18 protein-coding genes and 1 tRNA gene are annotated in these 15,686 nt (G+C 58.3%); 14 read left to right on the top strand and 5 right to left on the bottom strand.

Annotated features, from left to right (window positions below; genetic code table 11):
• Positions 1-299 precede the first annotated feature (299 nt).
• Positions 300-941, bottom strand: a complete 642-nt coding sequence (locus tag BV911_RS15695) for a hypothetical protein (protein ID WP_086054561.1) — start codon at positions 939-941, stop codon at positions 300-302.
• A gap of 798 nt (positions 942-1,739) precedes the next feature.
• Here BV911_RS15695 and BV911_RS15700 point away from each other — a divergent pair.
• From BV911_RS15700 to BV911_RS20410, 12 genes are all read left to right on the top strand, one after another.
• A complete protein-coding gene (locus tag BV911_RS15700) occupies positions 1,740-2,975 on the top strand; it encodes a site-specific integrase (RefSeq protein ID WP_086054562.1) in 1,236 nt (411 codons plus the stop codon).
• Entirely contained in the window at positions 2,975-3,646 is a 672-nt protein-coding gene (locus BV911_RS15705) for a hypothetical protein (RefSeq protein WP_139840110.1), read from the top strand. Before BV911_RS15700 ends, BV911_RS15705 begins: the two co-directional genes overlap by 1 nt.
• A 60-nt stretch (positions 3,647-3,706) precedes the next feature.
• Entirely contained in the window at positions 3,707-3,898 is a 192-nt protein-coding gene (locus BV911_RS15710; RefSeq protein WP_086054564.1) for an AlpA family transcriptional regulator, read from the top strand.
• 181 nt (positions 3,899-4,079) lie between these two features.
• The gene (locus BV911_RS15715) at positions 4,080-5,018 is read left to right on the top strand and encodes a hypothetical protein (protein WP_240512281.1); all 939 of its coding nucleotides are present in this window, start codon (positions 4,080-4,082) and stop codon (positions 5,016-5,018) included.
• Positions 5,019-5,026: 8 nt separating this feature from the next.
• Entirely contained in the window at positions 5,027-5,476 is a 450-nt protein-coding gene (locus BV911_RS15720) for a hypothetical protein (protein ID WP_139840111.1), read from the top strand.
• Positions 5,476-6,612: a helicase RepA family protein gene (locus BV911_RS15725; protein ID WP_086054566.1), complete on the top strand. Its 1,137-nt coding sequence runs from the start codon at positions 5,476-5,478 to the stop codon at positions 6,610-6,612. The genes BV911_RS15720 and BV911_RS15725 overlap by 1 nt, the downstream gene beginning before the upstream one ends.
• A gap of 113 nt (positions 6,613-6,725) precedes the next feature.
• Positions 6,726-6,908 (top strand): hypothetical protein, encoded by a 183-nt coding sequence (locus tag BV911_RS15730; protein ID WP_086054567.1) that lies wholly within the window; start codon positions 6,726-6,728, stop codon positions 6,906-6,908.
• Complete coding sequence (locus BV911_RS15735) at positions 6,905-7,354, top strand: hypothetical protein (RefSeq protein ID WP_086054568.1); 450 nt, start codon at positions 6,905-6,907, stop codon at positions 7,352-7,354. Before BV911_RS15730 ends, BV911_RS15735 begins: the two co-directional genes overlap by 4 nt.
• Positions 7,351-8,376 carry a phage major capsid protein gene (locus BV911_RS15740; protein WP_086054569.1) on the top strand — a complete coding sequence of 342 codons (1,026 nt, stop codon included), beginning with the start codon at positions 7,351-7,353 and terminating at the stop codon, positions 8,374-8,376. The genes BV911_RS15735 and BV911_RS15740 overlap by 4 nt, the downstream gene beginning before the upstream one ends.
• A gap of 3 nt (positions 8,377-8,379) precedes the next feature.
• Complete coding sequence (locus BV911_RS15745; RefSeq protein ID WP_086054570.1) at positions 8,380-9,108, top strand: HK97 family phage prohead protease; 729 nt, start codon at positions 8,380-8,382, stop codon at positions 9,106-9,108.
• Complete coding sequence (locus BV911_RS15750) at positions 9,105-9,293, top strand: hypothetical protein (RefSeq protein ID WP_086054571.1); 189 nt, start codon at positions 9,105-9,107, stop codon at positions 9,291-9,293. Before BV911_RS15745 ends, BV911_RS15750 begins: the two co-directional genes overlap by 4 nt.
• A gap of 219 nt (positions 9,294-9,512) precedes the next feature.
• Positions 9,513-9,725, top strand: coding sequence for a hypothetical protein (locus BV911_RS20410; protein ID WP_371588278.1), 213 nt, complete (start codon positions 9,513-9,515; stop codon positions 9,723-9,725).
• A 1,214-nt stretch (positions 9,726-10,939) separates the two neighbouring features.
• On the opposite strand, the gene BV911_RS15760 is transcribed toward BV911_RS20410, so the two are convergent.
• Positions 10,940-11,161, bottom strand: a complete 222-nt coding sequence (locus tag BV911_RS15760) for a helix-turn-helix transcriptional regulator (protein ID WP_205963872.1) — start codon at positions 11,159-11,161, stop codon at positions 10,940-10,942.
• An 89-nt stretch (positions 11,162-11,250) separates the two neighbouring features.
• Here BV911_RS15760 and BV911_RS15765 point away from each other — a divergent pair, with 89 nt between their 5' ends.
• On the top strand, positions 11,251-11,688 hold the full coding sequence (locus BV911_RS15765; RefSeq protein WP_086054573.1) for a hypothetical protein: 438 nt from the start codon (positions 11,251-11,253) through the stop codon (positions 11,686-11,688).
• A gap of 203 nt (positions 11,689-11,891) precedes the next feature.
• Here the strand turns inward: BV911_RS15765 and BV911_RS15770 are convergent.
• Together BV911_RS15770 and BV911_RS15775 are read right to left on the bottom strand one after the other, a co-directional pair.
• Positions 11,892-11,966, bottom strand: a tRNA-Asn gene (locus BV911_RS15770).
• A 68-nt stretch (positions 11,967-12,034) separates the two neighbouring features.
• Positions 12,035-12,943, bottom strand: a complete 909-nt coding sequence (locus BV911_RS15775) for an MBL fold metallo-hydrolase (RefSeq protein WP_086054574.1) — start codon at positions 12,941-12,943, stop codon at positions 12,035-12,037.
• A gap of 42 nt (positions 12,944-12,985) precedes the next feature.
• Here BV911_RS15775 and BV911_RS15780 point away from each other — a divergent pair, with 42 nt between their 5' ends.
• A complete protein-coding gene (locus BV911_RS15780) occupies positions 12,986-14,305 on the top strand; it encodes an ATP-binding protein (protein ID WP_086054591.1) in 1,320 nt (439 codons plus the stop codon).
• Positions 14,306-14,348: 43 nt separating this feature from the next.
• Here the strand turns inward: BV911_RS15780 and BV911_RS15785 are convergent, their stop codons facing one another.
• Positions 14,349-15,575 (bottom strand): multidrug effflux MFS transporter, encoded by a 1,227-nt coding sequence (locus tag BV911_RS15785; protein ID WP_086054575.1) that lies wholly within the window; start codon positions 15,573-15,575, stop codon positions 14,349-14,351.
• Positions 15,576-15,686: the final 111 nt, after the last annotated feature.

Genomic DNA, 15,686 nt, shown 5'->3' on the forward strand with positions numbered 1-15,686 from the left:
GATCACATACTACAACGAAAAACGCCCACACTCATCGCATGGGCTGCTGACGCCCGGTGAGGCTTATGATACCCACAATCAACACCTGAAAGTCGCCGCCTGACATGAACCCAATGCTATAGCTTGGCTCGGCGGAAAACTGGTCTAAAATCTAGGACCACCTCTCTTCTCCGATGGCGGCTATGCGCAGGAAGCTGAGTTTTCAAAATCACTCCTGACGCATTGAGACTAGGCGGGCAGGGCCCGGATCGGCCTTTTCCGCGGGCCGAAGCAAAAGTTCGCAAGATGTGCTTCTTACTTCAGCTTAACCATTGGCTCAAAGGGTTCTTTGGCGTTTGCAATCCGGCCTTGGCAACTCCCCAGCCTTGCTGCTCCATAAATCTTGAAACTTCTAAAGCCCATTTATAGCTCACACCAAGAAGTTCCGCCGAGACCGGCCCCAAACATTCAGGAGTAAAGAACTCACCAATCTCTGGAAGGTTGCGGACATATGCTTGGAAATTTCCATGGCAAACGTCGTTTCTGAGAGCCACGAGACGGACCGGGTCTTTCGGTCGGTTAATTTTTTCTAGAAATCCGCCCTCACCGGGAAACGCTAAGTTTTCAATTTTCAAACCAACTTCTTGGGCTTCCTTCAGAAGCGGGTTGCTCATCACGCGACCCAAGTCACCGGCCAAGGAATGATCCTTGACGCGACAGCAAACGGTTCGAAGGCTTGCTTCTATACCGTTCAATAGGCCGGACATCCCCGGCAGAAACAGACCATCTGCCAAGGCATTACTGGCTTGCTGGAAGTGCCAATGGAAGGGTGAGGGGGCTAAAGCCCGCAAAAAGAAGGTTCGGTCGAGGTGCCGTTGGGTCGATTCGGCCAAGTATGCTTTATGATCTTCTTCAGTCCAGCCGTCTGTAGAAACCATTTCGAAATTGCTTTTCTTGGGCACTACTAAACCTTTTTTCGCAGAAAGCTCATGCACGCAGGTTCTACGTCTGCTGAGTGGTTTTCAAGTGTTTCTTAATTGGGCTGACAGCAGCCATTGGGGAGCAATGGGCGAACGGCGGCAGAGTCCGCTCTGTGTAAGTTCACTTGCTGCGCAGCTAAGGTCCCCTGCTGGAGGAGGTCCCTGACTAGGTGGGAGTATCACGCGAAACTTTCCAACCACCTTGTTTAATGTTCAATACGTGCGGATGCAGGCCGCCCTGCGCGGCGGTCTGGATGGGGTAGGCCCCGGGTGATCGACTGGACCGTGGGGGTGGTGGTTCATATTCTTGGAAGTTTGCCTTTCCCACCAATGCGCCCCCGTCGTTCGCACGCATCCGCAAATTAAACATAGGAGGTCGCCGCTGAGCTACGGGGAATCACTAGGTACCGTTGCCGCCTGATTCCTTCTCACTCCCGGCAAAATTCTGGCGCTGCCCTTCGCTTACATGCATGTGGCGCAGGTGGTGACAAATTCAGTGACAAGCCGGAAAAACCAGAAAACCCGCCGAAGCGGGTTCTGGGTAGCTATTTGATCTCTAAGAGAGATTTGGCTCCGGCGGTAGGGATCGAACCTACGACCAATTGATTAACAGTCATTTTCTACGGGCTATCAGCGCCAAACGATGTAAAACTATCATCGTGAATAACAGGCTGAAATTCAATGAATATTGACGTTTAAGGCTTTCATCGTCTAACGTTGGGGAACAGTAGGTATCCGCTACTCTGTTCCCCAGAGTGTTCCCCCGAAGGGCAAATTGACATGAAACTGACCGCTGCGACCGTGGAAAGGGTGCAACCATCCGACAAGCGGCAAGAGATACCAGATAGCCTTTGTACTGGGCTTTATCTGACAGTGCAGCCGAGCGGGAAGAAGGGCTGGCAAGTGCGTTACCGGCATGGCGGGGTGCATCGGCGCATGACCTTGGGTGCTTATCCCGTCTTGTCGTTAGCAGAGGCACGGGCACGGGCACGGGGCGCGTTGGCGTCGGCGACCGAGGGCCGCGATCCTGCCGAAGAAGTGCGGGCGGCAAAGGCACCGAAGGCTGAGGACCACCGCGACAAGATCAAGACCTTGATCGGCCAGTATGACAAACGGCACCTCAAAGGACTAAAGAGCGGCCACGTGATGCGGCGCGAACTAGATCGCTTTGTGGTGGCGGAATGGGGCGACCGGGACATTCAGTCGATCACAAAGCGCGACGTGCTAGACCTCTTGGACGGCATCGCGGATAGCGGGCGCGTGGTGACGGCAAATAGAGTGCGAGCCTACTTGTCAAAATTTCTGAATTGGGCGGTTGAACGGGATATTCTACCCATGTCACCGGCAACCGGCGTCAAGCCAGCGGCTAAGGAAGTTAGTCGCGACCGGGTGTTGACTGACGATGAAATCCGCTGGTTTTGGAAAGCGTGTGATGCGGAGGGCTACGCATGGGGGCCGCTTGGCAAGCTACTACTGCTGACCGGGCAACGATTGAACGAGGCGGCGCAAATCACAGAGGGCGAACTCCGGGGCGATTTGTGGCACTTGTCGGCAGACAGGACAAAGAACGGTCGGGCGCATGATGTGCCGTTGTCTGAGGCTGTGCGCGGCGTGCTGGACGCGGTGGAGCGGATCGAAGGGCGACCGGGTTTTATCTTCACGACGACCGGCAAAACCCCGGTGAGCGGGTTCTTCAAGGCGCGAGCGCATCTGGCCGAAGCAATGGAGCGGATTGCAGAGCAGGAACGGGGTGAGGCGGTAGAGATACCGCGCTGGACCTTTCACGATCTGCGCAGGACGGCGGCAACCGGCATGGCCCGTCTGGGCATCCCTGTGCGCGTCACAGAAGCCGTTCTTAACCATGTAAGCGGCACGGGCGGCGGGATCGTTGGTGTCTATCAGCGGCACGATTATGCCGATGAAAAGCGGAATGCGCTGGAAGCGTGGTCACGGTTCGTCATTGGGTTGACGGAAGGCGCGGCGGATAACGTGGTTCGAATTGGGGAAGCGCGATAATGGCAAAACGAGTTACAAAAGGCGTCGGAATGAAGGAGCGAACGTTTATTCAACGGGACAGTTCAGACTTTGCCAGCGCCGAAGAATTTGCGAATGCATTCTTTGAAGCGCTAGAAGCCAACTGTATTCCGGTGAACGTGCGGGCCACCAACAAAAAACGGTGCCAACAAATTCTTGAGCAGAATGGCCTTTATCTGGGGGATAAAGAATCCACCCGACGCATTATGGAATACAGCGAAGATAGCGCCGTAAGGTTGGCCCATGAATGGCTGGTGACGTTTGCGCATGTCGTCAGTCTTGAGGCCAAAGTCGCAAACGGGCAGTTTTCTGAAATCCCGATTTTGGTTGGCGAGGCCGAGCATTTAGGAACTGTTCAAGAGCGTATGTGGTGGCGTTGTGAAGTGGATTTATCCACCGGAAGGCCGCGTGAGGAACTGGCAATAAGTGGTCGCGAATACAGGAAGAAATCTGACGAAGGGGCGGCATTGCGCCGAGGTGAAATGGCGATCCATACGGTAGATGTACCGGCGGAAATGCAAAGGCTCATTGATTCAGGGCATACAATTTCAAACGCTGCTCGCATTGCCGCTAGCAATGGAATTGGAAGGAATGGTCAAGCAAATCGTGCGATCTGGTATCAACGCAAGAAGAAAGTTGTGACACACCCCTGATCTGTCACAAACCGATATGGATACTTGGGAAGCCTAACGCAGTAAAACGCAAGGCTTACAATGGACCACAAACTTATAGCTGCATCGGCGGTACGTGACGCACTTGGCGGCGTTTCCGATATGACCCTATGGCGCTGGCTGAACGATCCGGCGCTCAACTTCCCCAAGCCCATTTACATTTCAAAACGACGTTACTGGCGCGAGGCCAGTCTATCGGCATGGCTGGAAGCTCAAGCGGAGGTGGCAGCTTGAACACTATTTCAGAAGAAGACCCCGGCGCAGCGGCAACTGCATCCGGGGCCAAAGATTGTAGAAATCACATGACGAAGACGTATAGCACAGCGGCTAATCGGGCAACTCATTTCTGGGACAGCCACGCCAACTGCATTGTGCCTTTTCGCAAGCCAGCGATGGCGCGTTGGGGGGCGATGTCATGATTCAGGAAAAAATTCAGGCCAGCCGTAAAAAACGCAACCGGGGCTATATCTGCAACTACAAGCCGAACAGCAAAACCCGCGAGTTGCTGGATCAGGCTCAAGCCGTCCTAATCGAATACAAGGAATATTGGCCGCTGACATGCCGTCAAATTTTCTATCGGATGGTTGGTGCGCACGGATACGACAAGACCGAATCCGCATATGGGCGGCTATGTCACCACCTAGCGAATGCTCGCCGGGGCGGGCTGATCCAGTTCGATGCGATCCGTGACGATGGTGTGACGACATGGACGATGGATCACTTTGACGACCGCGACGACTTCCTGCGTCACGTTCGGGAGTTGGGAGAGGGATACACGCGCAACCGGCTGACGGCGCAGGGCGTTCATATGGAGGTTTGGTGCGAGGCTGCGGGGATGTTGCCCCAACTTTACAAAGTGGCCGAGTGGTTCTCAGTGCCGGTCTATTCTTCGGGAGGCTTTGACAGTCTCACGGCTAAGAAGCGGTTGGCGGATCGTATCTGCCGAATGGAGAAAGAGGCGGTGATCCTGCACCTCGGGGACTATGACCCGAGCGGGGTTTCCATCTTCGACAGTGTGGCGGCTGACGTGAGCGCCTTCGTTGAAGCTGATAGGCCCCACGGGTTGGTGAGCGTCGAGTTTGAGCGCGTGGCTTTGACACGTGAGCAGGTGCAACACCACAACCTTCCGACATCTCCGGCCAAGACCAGCGACACCCGATCAAAGACATGGACTGGCGGAACGTGCCAGCTTGAGGCGCTTCCCCCCGATGTGATTGCTGGCATTCTGAATAAGGCAATCGAGCGGCGCATCGAATGGACTCAGTTTGTCGATGACCTCGAAGCAGAGAAGCGCGACCGCATGATGATTAGCGGCCTGTTGCCAGCCCCCAGCAATCAGGGGGTGGAGTTATGAATGCTCCGGTGCGTGATGCAGTCACCTTTCAATCCCAGCCATGTGTCAAAACCCAGCGCGGCGACACCTTTGCATCAATCGTGGCCAGCTTTGCCAAAGAGGGGCATCGGCGCGTCTTGCGGGTTCTAAGCTACGCCTTAACGCTGGCCGATGCGGACGGCTGGAACGCTTTCTCAATAGCGGCAGCGCGGCATCTGAGCGACGAGGAACGAGCCTGCATGGCTCTTTCCATATTGCGGACCTTGCCTACGGACGATGCAGAAAAGGTCGCGGATGCAGTCTTGGGGGGCGCAGGTATGCCGATTACGATATTGGGTACAACGATGGAGCAGGCCGCGTTCTGGGCGGATCGCGCCAGCCCGAACGAAAAGGACGCTTACTGCCTCGCAACCTTTAACGCGATGCAGAAGAACCGGCAGGCGGCATTTCGCGCCCATGTGTTGGGGGGCGTGGTTTGATGCGTGACTTCTCAGATTTGGAACGGGAAATGCAGCGCGCTCGCGCGGAGCGTCCAGCGCCCGGCTACATCCTCCCCTCGCTGTCAGCACGTGCGGGCGATCTGGCGACAAAGCTGCGGCCGCTCAGTTCAGTTCGTCCGGTTCTCAACAACAAGTACCTTATCAAGGGCTGGCTGGATCGCGGGGCGTTCTCTGTCACATACGGCGAAAGCAACGTCGGCAAAACGTTCTTCGCTCTGGACCTGTCGCTTCATATCGCGGCGAGCCATGACTGGCACGGATGCAAAGTCGATGGCGGGAGCGTTGTTTATGTGGCCGGTGAGGGCGGATCGGGCGTTCTAAATCGGATCGAAGCGGTAAAGCGTGAACACCCAGACCTGATCGCGGCGGCATCGGAAAACGGCTTCTCGCTTCTCCCAACCGTGCTGGACCTTTGCGGAATTGGGGATGCGGGGGCGTTAATCGAGGCTCTGAGAGGCGCTGTTCCTGTTCTGATCGTTGTCGATACACTGGCTCGCGCAATGGGGGCCGGAGATGAAAACACGGCAACCGACATGGGGGCATTCGTTCGGAACATTGACGCAATCCGAGAAGCAACCGGGGCGCATGTCATGGTCATCCATCACAGTGGCAAGGATGCTAGCAAGGGCGCGCGGGGCAGTAGCGCCCTGCGTGGGGCAGTTGATACCGAAATCGAACTGACGCGCACGGACAACGTTGTGATGGCTGAGACACGCAAGCAACGCGACATGCCGTGCGACAAGGTGTTTGCCTACACTCTGCGCAGTGTGTTCCTCGGAAACGATGTGGACGGCGATGCCGTAACGTCTGCCGTTGTCGAGCAAGCTGAAGCTGTGAGTAAGAAGATCAGGGTGAGTGGTCAGCAGAAGATCGCCCTGCAAGCCTTAGCTGATGCGATGGCTCATCACGGCGAGAAAAAGCACGGCGACATGTTCCCGCAAACCCGGCAATGCGTCCCTCTCGTTGTCTGGCGTGACTATTGCGACCGTCACAGCCTTTCCGGTGGCGAGGGAGAAAGTACCCGGCGCACTGCCTTTCACAAAGCAAAGAATGCGCTTCAAGAGAAGGGGATCGTCCGCGTCGTTGATGACTTTGCTTGGAGGTGCGAGGAATGAGCGTTCCCTCCGTTCCCTCCCGTTCCATGCAACGATTGGCAACACGGTCAATACAGCGTTCCTTCCGTTCCCTCCCCCTATGGGGGGGAACGAAGGGAACGGTGACCCAGCCCATGGGATTTTTCTTCCAAAGCCACCAGTCGGCTGAAAATCTGAAAGGCACGGGGCAGACGAAAAGTGCCCCGGCCAAGTGGCTGGCAACTGGAGCCTTCACCGACGATTTAAATGGGGGCCGCACCGTTGATTGGACTTTTCCTTTCGCGCTCCCAAAAAATCCGGGGGACATGGCCCAATGAGCGGTCACGAAAAAAATCAGGCTGGCCGTAATAATTGCACCTGCGCGGCGCGGCTGGATCGGATCGAGGCGTTAATCCTGCATCTGATCGGCGCGGCACAACCGTCGCCCCGGCATCTGGTGACGGCGATTGCCGACGCAACCGATGGCCAATGGTTCCTCGCTGGCGAAGTCTGGCGGATGGCAAAAGCTGAGGCCACGGCGGCGGCGGCAACGGGCGGCACTGAACCGGAACTTGCGGCGGCACTTCGGGCTGAGGGCGTCACGTCTGCGCACGGTTTAGGCCGGTTTCTTGCGGCACGGGAGGGCGAAACTTTTCAGCGCGGCGGGACTGAACGCGGCGGGACACGCTGGCTTGCGGTTTCAGATAGCCAAACCGCCGACCCGATTCAAAAGCGGGCGCTGTCCTGCCATGATGAATCATCAAAACATTGGAAGAACACATGACTATTCAGCAAAGAACTATCACAGCCGAGACCGTCACAGCGGGCGCGTGCTTGCCTTGGATCATCCGAGCAAAGGCCCACGGCGCAAGCCAAGGCTTCGGACTGGAACGCTCGCTCGCATCGCTGGGCGCACCGGACGAAGTCGTTAGCCGCATCAAAACAGCGGTTGGCGGGGCGACGACGTCGTCTGACCTTTCCGGCAGTTCGCCAATCGTCGGAGCGTTCATTGCCGGGTTGGCCGAGCAATCAATTCTTGCCCGAATGTTTGCGGACAACGCGGTGCAAAAAGTCCCGTTGCGCACCCGGCTGGTCGGGTTGAATTCGGATTTGTCGGCAAGCGTCGTCTCGGAAGGCAAGGCAATCCCGGTATCTGCGCTGGACCTCGAAGGGAAAGTCTTGAGCGCGTTCAAAGTCGCGTCGATGGCCGTTCTGTCTGACGAACTCTGGCAGGACGTTACCGCCGAGGGCCAAGCCTACGTCATCAACAAATTGCGCGAAGCCGTATCACTGGCAGCCGATGCGGCTCTGTTCACCCGGTTGACTGTCTCTGGCACAACGTCGGCAACGCAGACCACGGCTAGCCTGCTTGGCGGCGATCTGTCCGGGCTGATGGGCTTGCTCAACGCGGTTCACGTCCGGGGCGGTTCGCGGCTGTATTGGGCGGTTAGTCCATCGGCAGCTAATACACTGGCCGTAGCGGACACGGGCGGGCGCTTGAGTCCCTTTGCCGGTGAAATGCTAGGGCTACCCACCACGATCACAGGCGGGCTTTCAGGGCGTCGTGTGGCGCTTATCAACGGGCGGGCCGTGGGCGGTCAGATTACCGGCGTCGATATTTCGGCATCCAACACCGGTTCGATTCAAATGGACGACGCACCAACCGCCGACTCGACGACACCAACGGCCACGGGATTGCTGTCGCTGTTTCAAGCCAACGCAACCGCAGTCAAGGCGACCTTCACTCTAGCCGCTGAGCCGATCCGTGACGATGCCGTCGCATTCCTCGAACTTACGGGAGCCTGAGTAATGGTGGAGACGCAAACACGCCGCGCCCATGCCGTGGTCAAGCTCCGGAAGGCCAGCGGGCAGGATCGCACCATCGTAGGCACAGCATCGACCCCGGCGACCGATCGCCAGGGCGACATCCTCGACCCGTTAGGCGCTGAGTTTTCCCTGCCGTTTCCGCTGCTGTTGGGTCACGATCACATGCAGCCCATTGGCGAGGTCATCGAGGCGCGGGCGACATCGACGGGCATCCGGATTAAGGCACAGGTCGCGCCGGAAGGAACATCGGCGCGGATAGACGAAGCGTGGGGCATGATTCGCGCTGGGCTGATTAAGGGTTTAAGCGTCGGCTTCATCGGTCGGGACGCGGTGCCGTTGCCGGGCGGCGGGCTGCGTTTCCGGAAGTGGGAGGTCATCGAGGTTTCGGCGGTCGCGGTCCCTGCAAATGCCGAGGCCACCATCACCGAAGTAAAGCGGGTGAGCCTCAACGCACCGGAAGCCCCACGAGCGGCGGCAGGCGTCCCGGCGTACCCTCGGCACCTAGCGGTAGGCGAGCGGTCGGCGGTACTGCGCATGGCCGTTGCCGACCACCTCGACGGCATCGTAAAGAACACCGCGCAAGCGACGGGCCAGCCGGAAGCCGAGGTCCGAGCAAAACACGCGGGCGGCGTAACCGAGATGCTGGCTGAACTCACCGTGCGCATGATCTGGCAGGAACAACGCATCCGGGAATTGGAGGGGCGGCCATGACGGAATCAGAATTCCGGGCGGTCAAACTGGCGATGGCGGCGGACTTGCGTGGCATAACACAGATCGACGTTGAACTGACCGAGGTCGGCGCGACGATCATGTTGTACGGGCATACTGACACCCCGGAAGAAACATACGTGGCCGTCGTCGACATCCCCGCCGATCTGGCTTGGCGGCTGGCGTAAATGGCGAGGCTGTCATCACCCGCGCCACGGCTGGCCAAGGTGCATACCCGGTTGCAGACCAGATCACAGGCACCCACGGACGCGGCAGGGCGATCTGCATTCCGCAAACAGAACACACCGGGCCGCGCGCTCTACGCTAGCCGGGCATGGCGTGGTGACGACAAAGGCGAAGGCGGGTTGCGGTGGCGCATCCTGACGCGGGATATGTTCACCTGCGGTATGTGCGGGGCAATGCACACCGACACGTCACGATTACACGTTGATCACATCGCGCCGCACGATGGCGATGCCTGCCTGTTCTGGGAAACGTCGAACTTATGGACCGTGTGCGCATCGTGCCATGACGGCGAGTGCCAACGGATAGAGGCGGCGCACGAAGGATACCCCGAGGCGATACGCGCGGCCAAGATGGCGGCGCGACGACAGGCATAGGGGGGGGGTAGTCATTTTTTGGCTATCGGCTTCGACTGGAAACCCGCGTGATACACATTCAGAGATTTTAACCCCGTCGTTTGATTTTCGTGTTTGATTTTCGGCGGAATTCAAAGGCGGTGAACCGGTCGGATGTACTTGCGGTTCAGTCAGCCCAAAGCATCGCGGTTAGGCGGTGAGTGCACAAACCCCGTCAAGGCGCGGTCTATATTTGTCAAATAATGGACGCGGCGCAGATCGGCCACGCTCTGGACGGCGGGGGCTAATTAATCGGACCCCGCGATTTGGAGGCCAGTTGACCGGCGCTGTGTGATCCAGTCGCTGGCCTTTCTGTCGTCCCGCTTAAGGCCCAGCGGTCGGTTGCAGTGATTTAAGGGCCTATCAACGTGGCGCGCTTCGATAGTGACCTCGAACATAGGTTCCATCGCTTCGATGGTAGCCACCGACGCCAACGGTCTTAGGCCTGCCTGTTCCGGTGCTGATGTCGCCATAGCAGGATCCATTCTCAGCACAGCCGCCTCCATAAGTTTTTGGCGCGACTGGCGGGGATGGGTATGTAGCGGCGCTTGTATTCGCGCCTTGTTGAATCTCTGATGAACTCAACGCGCTACGATTGCAGGATGACAGTCCGTATTTGCAGTCCTGCAAGTTTCGCTGATGGTCTGCCGCAGCTACCTGCTGGACTTCAGATGAACTCAACGCGCTACGATTGCAGGATGACAGTCCGTACTTGCAGTCCTGCAAGTTTCGCTGATGGCTTGCCGCAGCTACCTGCTGGACTTCAGAAAAGCCCGGGAGTGCTGCTGGAACTGCAATTTCTGAACTTGAAATACCTTGAGAGGTTCTATCGCTCGAGATGGGCGCACAGGCCGCTAGTGCAAGTCCTACTAGGAGCATGAGCGCGGAGACAAAAAATCTAATCAACAGCGCACCTCATTGTTTTTCGCGATAAAATATGTACACGGCCAGCCTACTCAATTTCAAGGCGGTCCCATCCGCAGGCATCTTTAGAGCAGCAGACATGTAGTTTAATAATTCAGGTGCCAATAAACATAGCTTAAGTCGGGAAAGCCGCTTGAAAAAGGCCATAATGGACTAAGCCGAAATTTCCTAGGAGTAACGGCGTGCCCGCGATTTCATGGTATCGGATAATCAGGTCCGCGAATGATCGACGTCTTGAAATGTTCCGTAGAGCTGGGCTTGGCTTTCAAAGGCTACTTGCGCAGCCTCACCCCTGCACCGCCACCGTTTTCCGCGATGAACTCGACGCCAGCGGCTTCTAGGGCCTCACGAATCGTTTCAACCGTTGCGGGCTTCAAATCTTCGCCGCGCTCAAGTCTTGCAATCGTGTTCGGTGAAACCTTTGCCCTAGCGGCCAAGTCCCTTACGCCGAGACCTGTCGCCGTCCGAGCCATTTTGCACTGAATTGCGTTCATATAGTAACCCTGTTACTTTTTGTATTGACTGGCGGCACCGCGTCATTCTAGTAACCATGTTACCAATAATTCAATCAGAGATCAACACAATGTCCAATGAACAACGCGCCAGCGCGAACGAACATTTGCGCCCTGTTTCCGATCTGGAAAACAGCAAGGCAAACCGGATGGCCCTAACATGTGATGCTGTGCATGAATCCGACCTTGAGAAGATCAGCGCGGTAAGGAAGCAACAGGCGGATTACCTCGACAGCTTGCCTGACAACGCCAAGGATGCCTGCGGCGCTGTGTGTGATGTGTTTGTAGGATGGGACGAAGGGCAAGTTCCAACCAGTGTGGCCAAGGGTAATTTCCTAATCATCAAGGAAGTGATGCGGCACTGTGAGGTTGACGATCACCCCGACCTGCAAGAGGCGCTGGCGCTATTGGCGGAATCTGGCCTTGAAGTCGTGCGCGAGATTGAACGGGGCGTAAAGCTGGCCAGCGACATAGCAGGACGCGGCTTTGAACAGAATCGGATGCTGTGATGGCTGGCGAATCGTTCGACGGTATCGAAGGAGGGCGCTGGATGACTGCTGCAATGAAATCCGAGGTTTTGAACTGATGCTTTGTGGCTCGGAACAGACCTAAATAATAGGGTGGCCATTGTTCCCCCAGCGTTCCCCCGATCTTCGGAAATTGCTGTGGTAGCATTGTACCGCTGCGTAACTAGCTGGTACTTTTAGTAAATTGGCTCCGGCGGTAGGGATCGAACCTACGACCAATTGATTAACAGTCAACTGCTCTACCGCTGAGCTACGCCGGAAAACCTGAGGCCGTATAACAATGCCTATCGGGGGCGTCCATAGGCATTTTCAGTTTTTTTTCATGCTGTCAGATTCGCTGGAAATCGGCCGTTTCTGACAGCCGTGGCCGGGCCGTAACGCGGCTCCGGTCACAGAGGTCGACCAGATGGGCCAGGACGTTGCGGCTGGCGGCGGTACGTAGGCCGGGGGCGAGGTCGGCGTAGATTCGATCGACAAGTTCAGGGATGCTTGCGGGGGATTGGGCAAGTGCCGTCAGGATCTGTGCCTCGCGGTGGGCGCGGTGCGACAGCAGCCAGTCGATGCGCCCCTTTGGGTCGGTGATCGGCGCGCCGTGCCCGGGATAATGGATCTTGGCCGGGTGGCGGGCAAGGCGTCGGCACGATGCCAGAGAATCCCCCAAGTCGCCGTCGGGGGGCGAGACGATGGAGCTGGACCAGCCCATGACCAGATCCCCGGACAACAAGGCATCCTGCCAGACGAAGGCCATATGGCTGCTCATATGGCCTGGGGTCCAGAGCGCGGTAATCTGCCAGTCGCTCCCGGTCACCACGGCGCCATCGGGCAGGCAAATGTCGGGTGCAAAATCAGTATCGACGCCTTCGCCGCCGCTGGACAATCCTTCGGCCACCAGCCGGTGCATCCGTGCGCTTCGTCCGGCCGATGGGGGACCGAAGGCCAGAACCGGCGCGCCGGTCAGGCGGGACAGGGCCGGGGCCAAGGCGCTGTGGTCCAGATGCGGATGGGTCACCAGAATATGGCTGATCCGCTGGCCCGGTCCGATGGCTGACAGAATGGCGTTGCAGTGCTGCGCCAGATTTGGGCCGGGATCGATCACCGCCACGTCGGTGCGCCCCACCAGATAGGTGTTGGTGCCGCGAAAGGTCATCTGCGATGGGTTCGGGGCCAGAATGCGCTGCAACCCGGGGGCGAGGGGCACTGGCACGCCGGGGGCGGGGTCGAAGCTGGCCGGATCCATTTCGCGCTTTCCGTTCTGTTCGGGTCATGATCAGATATGTCTATGCTATTTCAATGGATCAAGCGCTACTTACCGGACAGCCTTTACGGGCGTGCGGCCCTTATTCTGATTCTGCCGGTTGTGAGTATGCAACTGGTGGTCTCTATCATGTTCATCCAACGTCATTTCGAAGGCGTGACCAGTCAGATGACGCGCAACATTGTGCCTGAAATTCGGTATCTGATCCGCGAGTTGGATGTTCAGCCCGATTTGCCGACGGCGCAGGCGGTGGCGGTCGATCTGGGCAAGGCGCTGTCCTTGACCGTGAGCATGCCCGCAGATCTGAATACCAGTGACAAGCGCGGCTTCTTTGATCTGTCGGGGCGGGTCGTGATTGAGACGCTGCGCGCGCGGCTTCCGACGGTTACGGGGGTCGATCTTGTGTCGGACACGCGGCAAGTGCGGGTATCCCTTAGTACGCTCAATGGCGGGGTAGAGCTGCGTGTGCCGCGCGATCAGGTCTCGGCGACCAATCCGCATCAGCTGTTGGTTCTGATGGTTGCGACCGGTGTCTTGATGACGCTGATCTCGATCCTGTTCTTGCGCAACCAGATCCGGCCGATCCGGCGGTTGGCGCGGGCGGCCGAGGCGTTTGGCATGGGGCGGCACACCGCCTATCGGCCCAGCGGCGCGCTGGAGGTCCGGGCAGCGGGCGCGGCTTTTTTGGACATGCGCGACCGGATTGAACGCCAGATCGAGCAGCGCACGCTGATGTTATCTGGGATCAGTCACGACCTGCGCACGCCTCTGACCCGGCTGAAACTGGCGATTTCCATGCAGGAGGAAACGGACGATACCGAAGACATGCAGCGCGATGTCCGCGACATGGAACGGCTGATCGACGAATTTCTGGCCTTCGCCCGCGGTGATGCGCTGGACGATGCGGTCGAGGTGGACGTGGCGGCCTTGACCGCCGAAGTGGTCGCGAATGCGGTACGCGGCGGTCAGGCGGTGCAGATTGCCCATATGGATCAAACCGGCTTGGTGCTGGCGCGACCGTTGGCGGTAACCCGCGCTTTGGAAAACCTCATTGGCAACGCGGTGCGGTATGGTCACCGGGCTGACGTTCGGGTGGAGCTGCTGTCCGGTTTCGTGCGCATCCGGGTTGAGGATGACGGCCCCGGTATCCCGGCAGAGCAGCGGACAAACGCCATCAAACCGTTTGCCCGGCTTGATCCGTCCCGCAACCAAAATAGCGGAAGCGGCGTCGGGCTTGGGTTGGCCATTGCGTCAGACATCGCCCGAAAACACGGCGGCAGTCTGCAGCTGGGTCAGAGCGAGCGGTTGGGCGGGCTTCGGGCCGATATCTTGCTGGCCCGTTGAAGGGGGGCGTGGCGCGACATAGCGCCGGGCGCCCCCGCCTTTTTTATCGCTGCTCGGTGCGGGCCAAGATGCGGGCGCGGCGCAAAACCATGGCCATGGCTGCGAAGGACAAGAGCGATGAGCCCAGCATCACCCACAGCAGCGGGCTGACCCCGGACTCTGGGGTCAGGACGGCACCGGATAGGCTGGACAGGGCCGCGCCGCCGCCGATCATCATCGCCCCGCCCAAGCCCGAGGCCGTCCCGGCCAGCTTGGGGCGCACTGATAGCATTCCGGCGGTGGCGTTGGGCAACACCATGCCATTGCCAAGCCCGACGAAAATAGTGAAGCCGAAAAAGGTCCAGACGGTGCCGAAACCGGCATAGACCACAAGCAATGACGCAAGGGTGCCAAGCGCGACGCAGAGCGCCCCGGCCATGGCCAGCGCATTGATGCCAAGCCGGACCGAGTAGGCGCCCGAAATCGCATTGCCGACCACATAGCCGACAGCGGGCGCGCCAAAGAAAAAGCCCAGCTCGGCCGGGTTGAGGCCAAAGACCTGCGTGCCGACAAAGGGCGCCCCGCCCAAGTATGAGAAAAACGCACCGGATGAAAACATCGCGGCCAGACTATAGCCCCAGAAGCGCGGCGAGGTCAGCAGTTCGGGCGCTTCGCGCATCTGCTCGGACAGGGTCTTGGATTGACGGGTGGCGGTCTCGCCCATGTCCCACCATGCCAGCGCCAGAACGGTCACGCCGAGGCTTAGCAGTACCCAGAAATTGGCTTTCCAACCAAACAGCTGATCCAAGGTGCCGCCAAGCAGCGGCGCCATCATCGGCACGATGGCCATCCCCATGGTGACATAGCCGATCATCGATGCGGATTGATCTTGAGGGTACATGTCGCGCACCACGGCGCGTCCCAGAACCATTCCGGCAACCACAACGCCTTGCGCCATACGGAACATCAAAAAAAGTTCGATGGTCGGGGCATACAGCGTGCCCAAGGTGGCCAAAACATAGATACAGAGCGCGCCGAGTATGACCGGGCGGCGACCGATGCGGTCAGACAGTGGCCCGAGAAACAGTTGCAGGACCGCCGTGACCGCCAGAAACAAAGAGACCGACAGTTGCATGACGCCGTAGTCGGTTTGGAAATGCGCGGCCATATGGGGCAGCGAGGGCAGATAGATATTCATCGTCGCCGCGTTCAGCCCAGTCAGGATGACGAGGGTCATAATATGCGGCGGCGTGCGTCGATCCAGAAAGCGGACCTTTGGTCGAGGACTCATCAATGTGCCTTTCCCACTGGCGCGACCTGCCGTGCCGACGGCCGCGCAAATAACTTTGCATTTATTCAATTTGCATCCACGCTTCTCAAAGGACTTTGCAAATTTTCTGAA

This window comes from Pseudoruegeria sp. SK021, assembly GCF_002119405.1.
In the GTDB taxonomy this organism is placed as follows: domain Bacteria; phylum Pseudomonadota; class Alphaproteobacteria; order Rhodobacterales; family Rhodobacteraceae; genus Meridianimarinicoccus.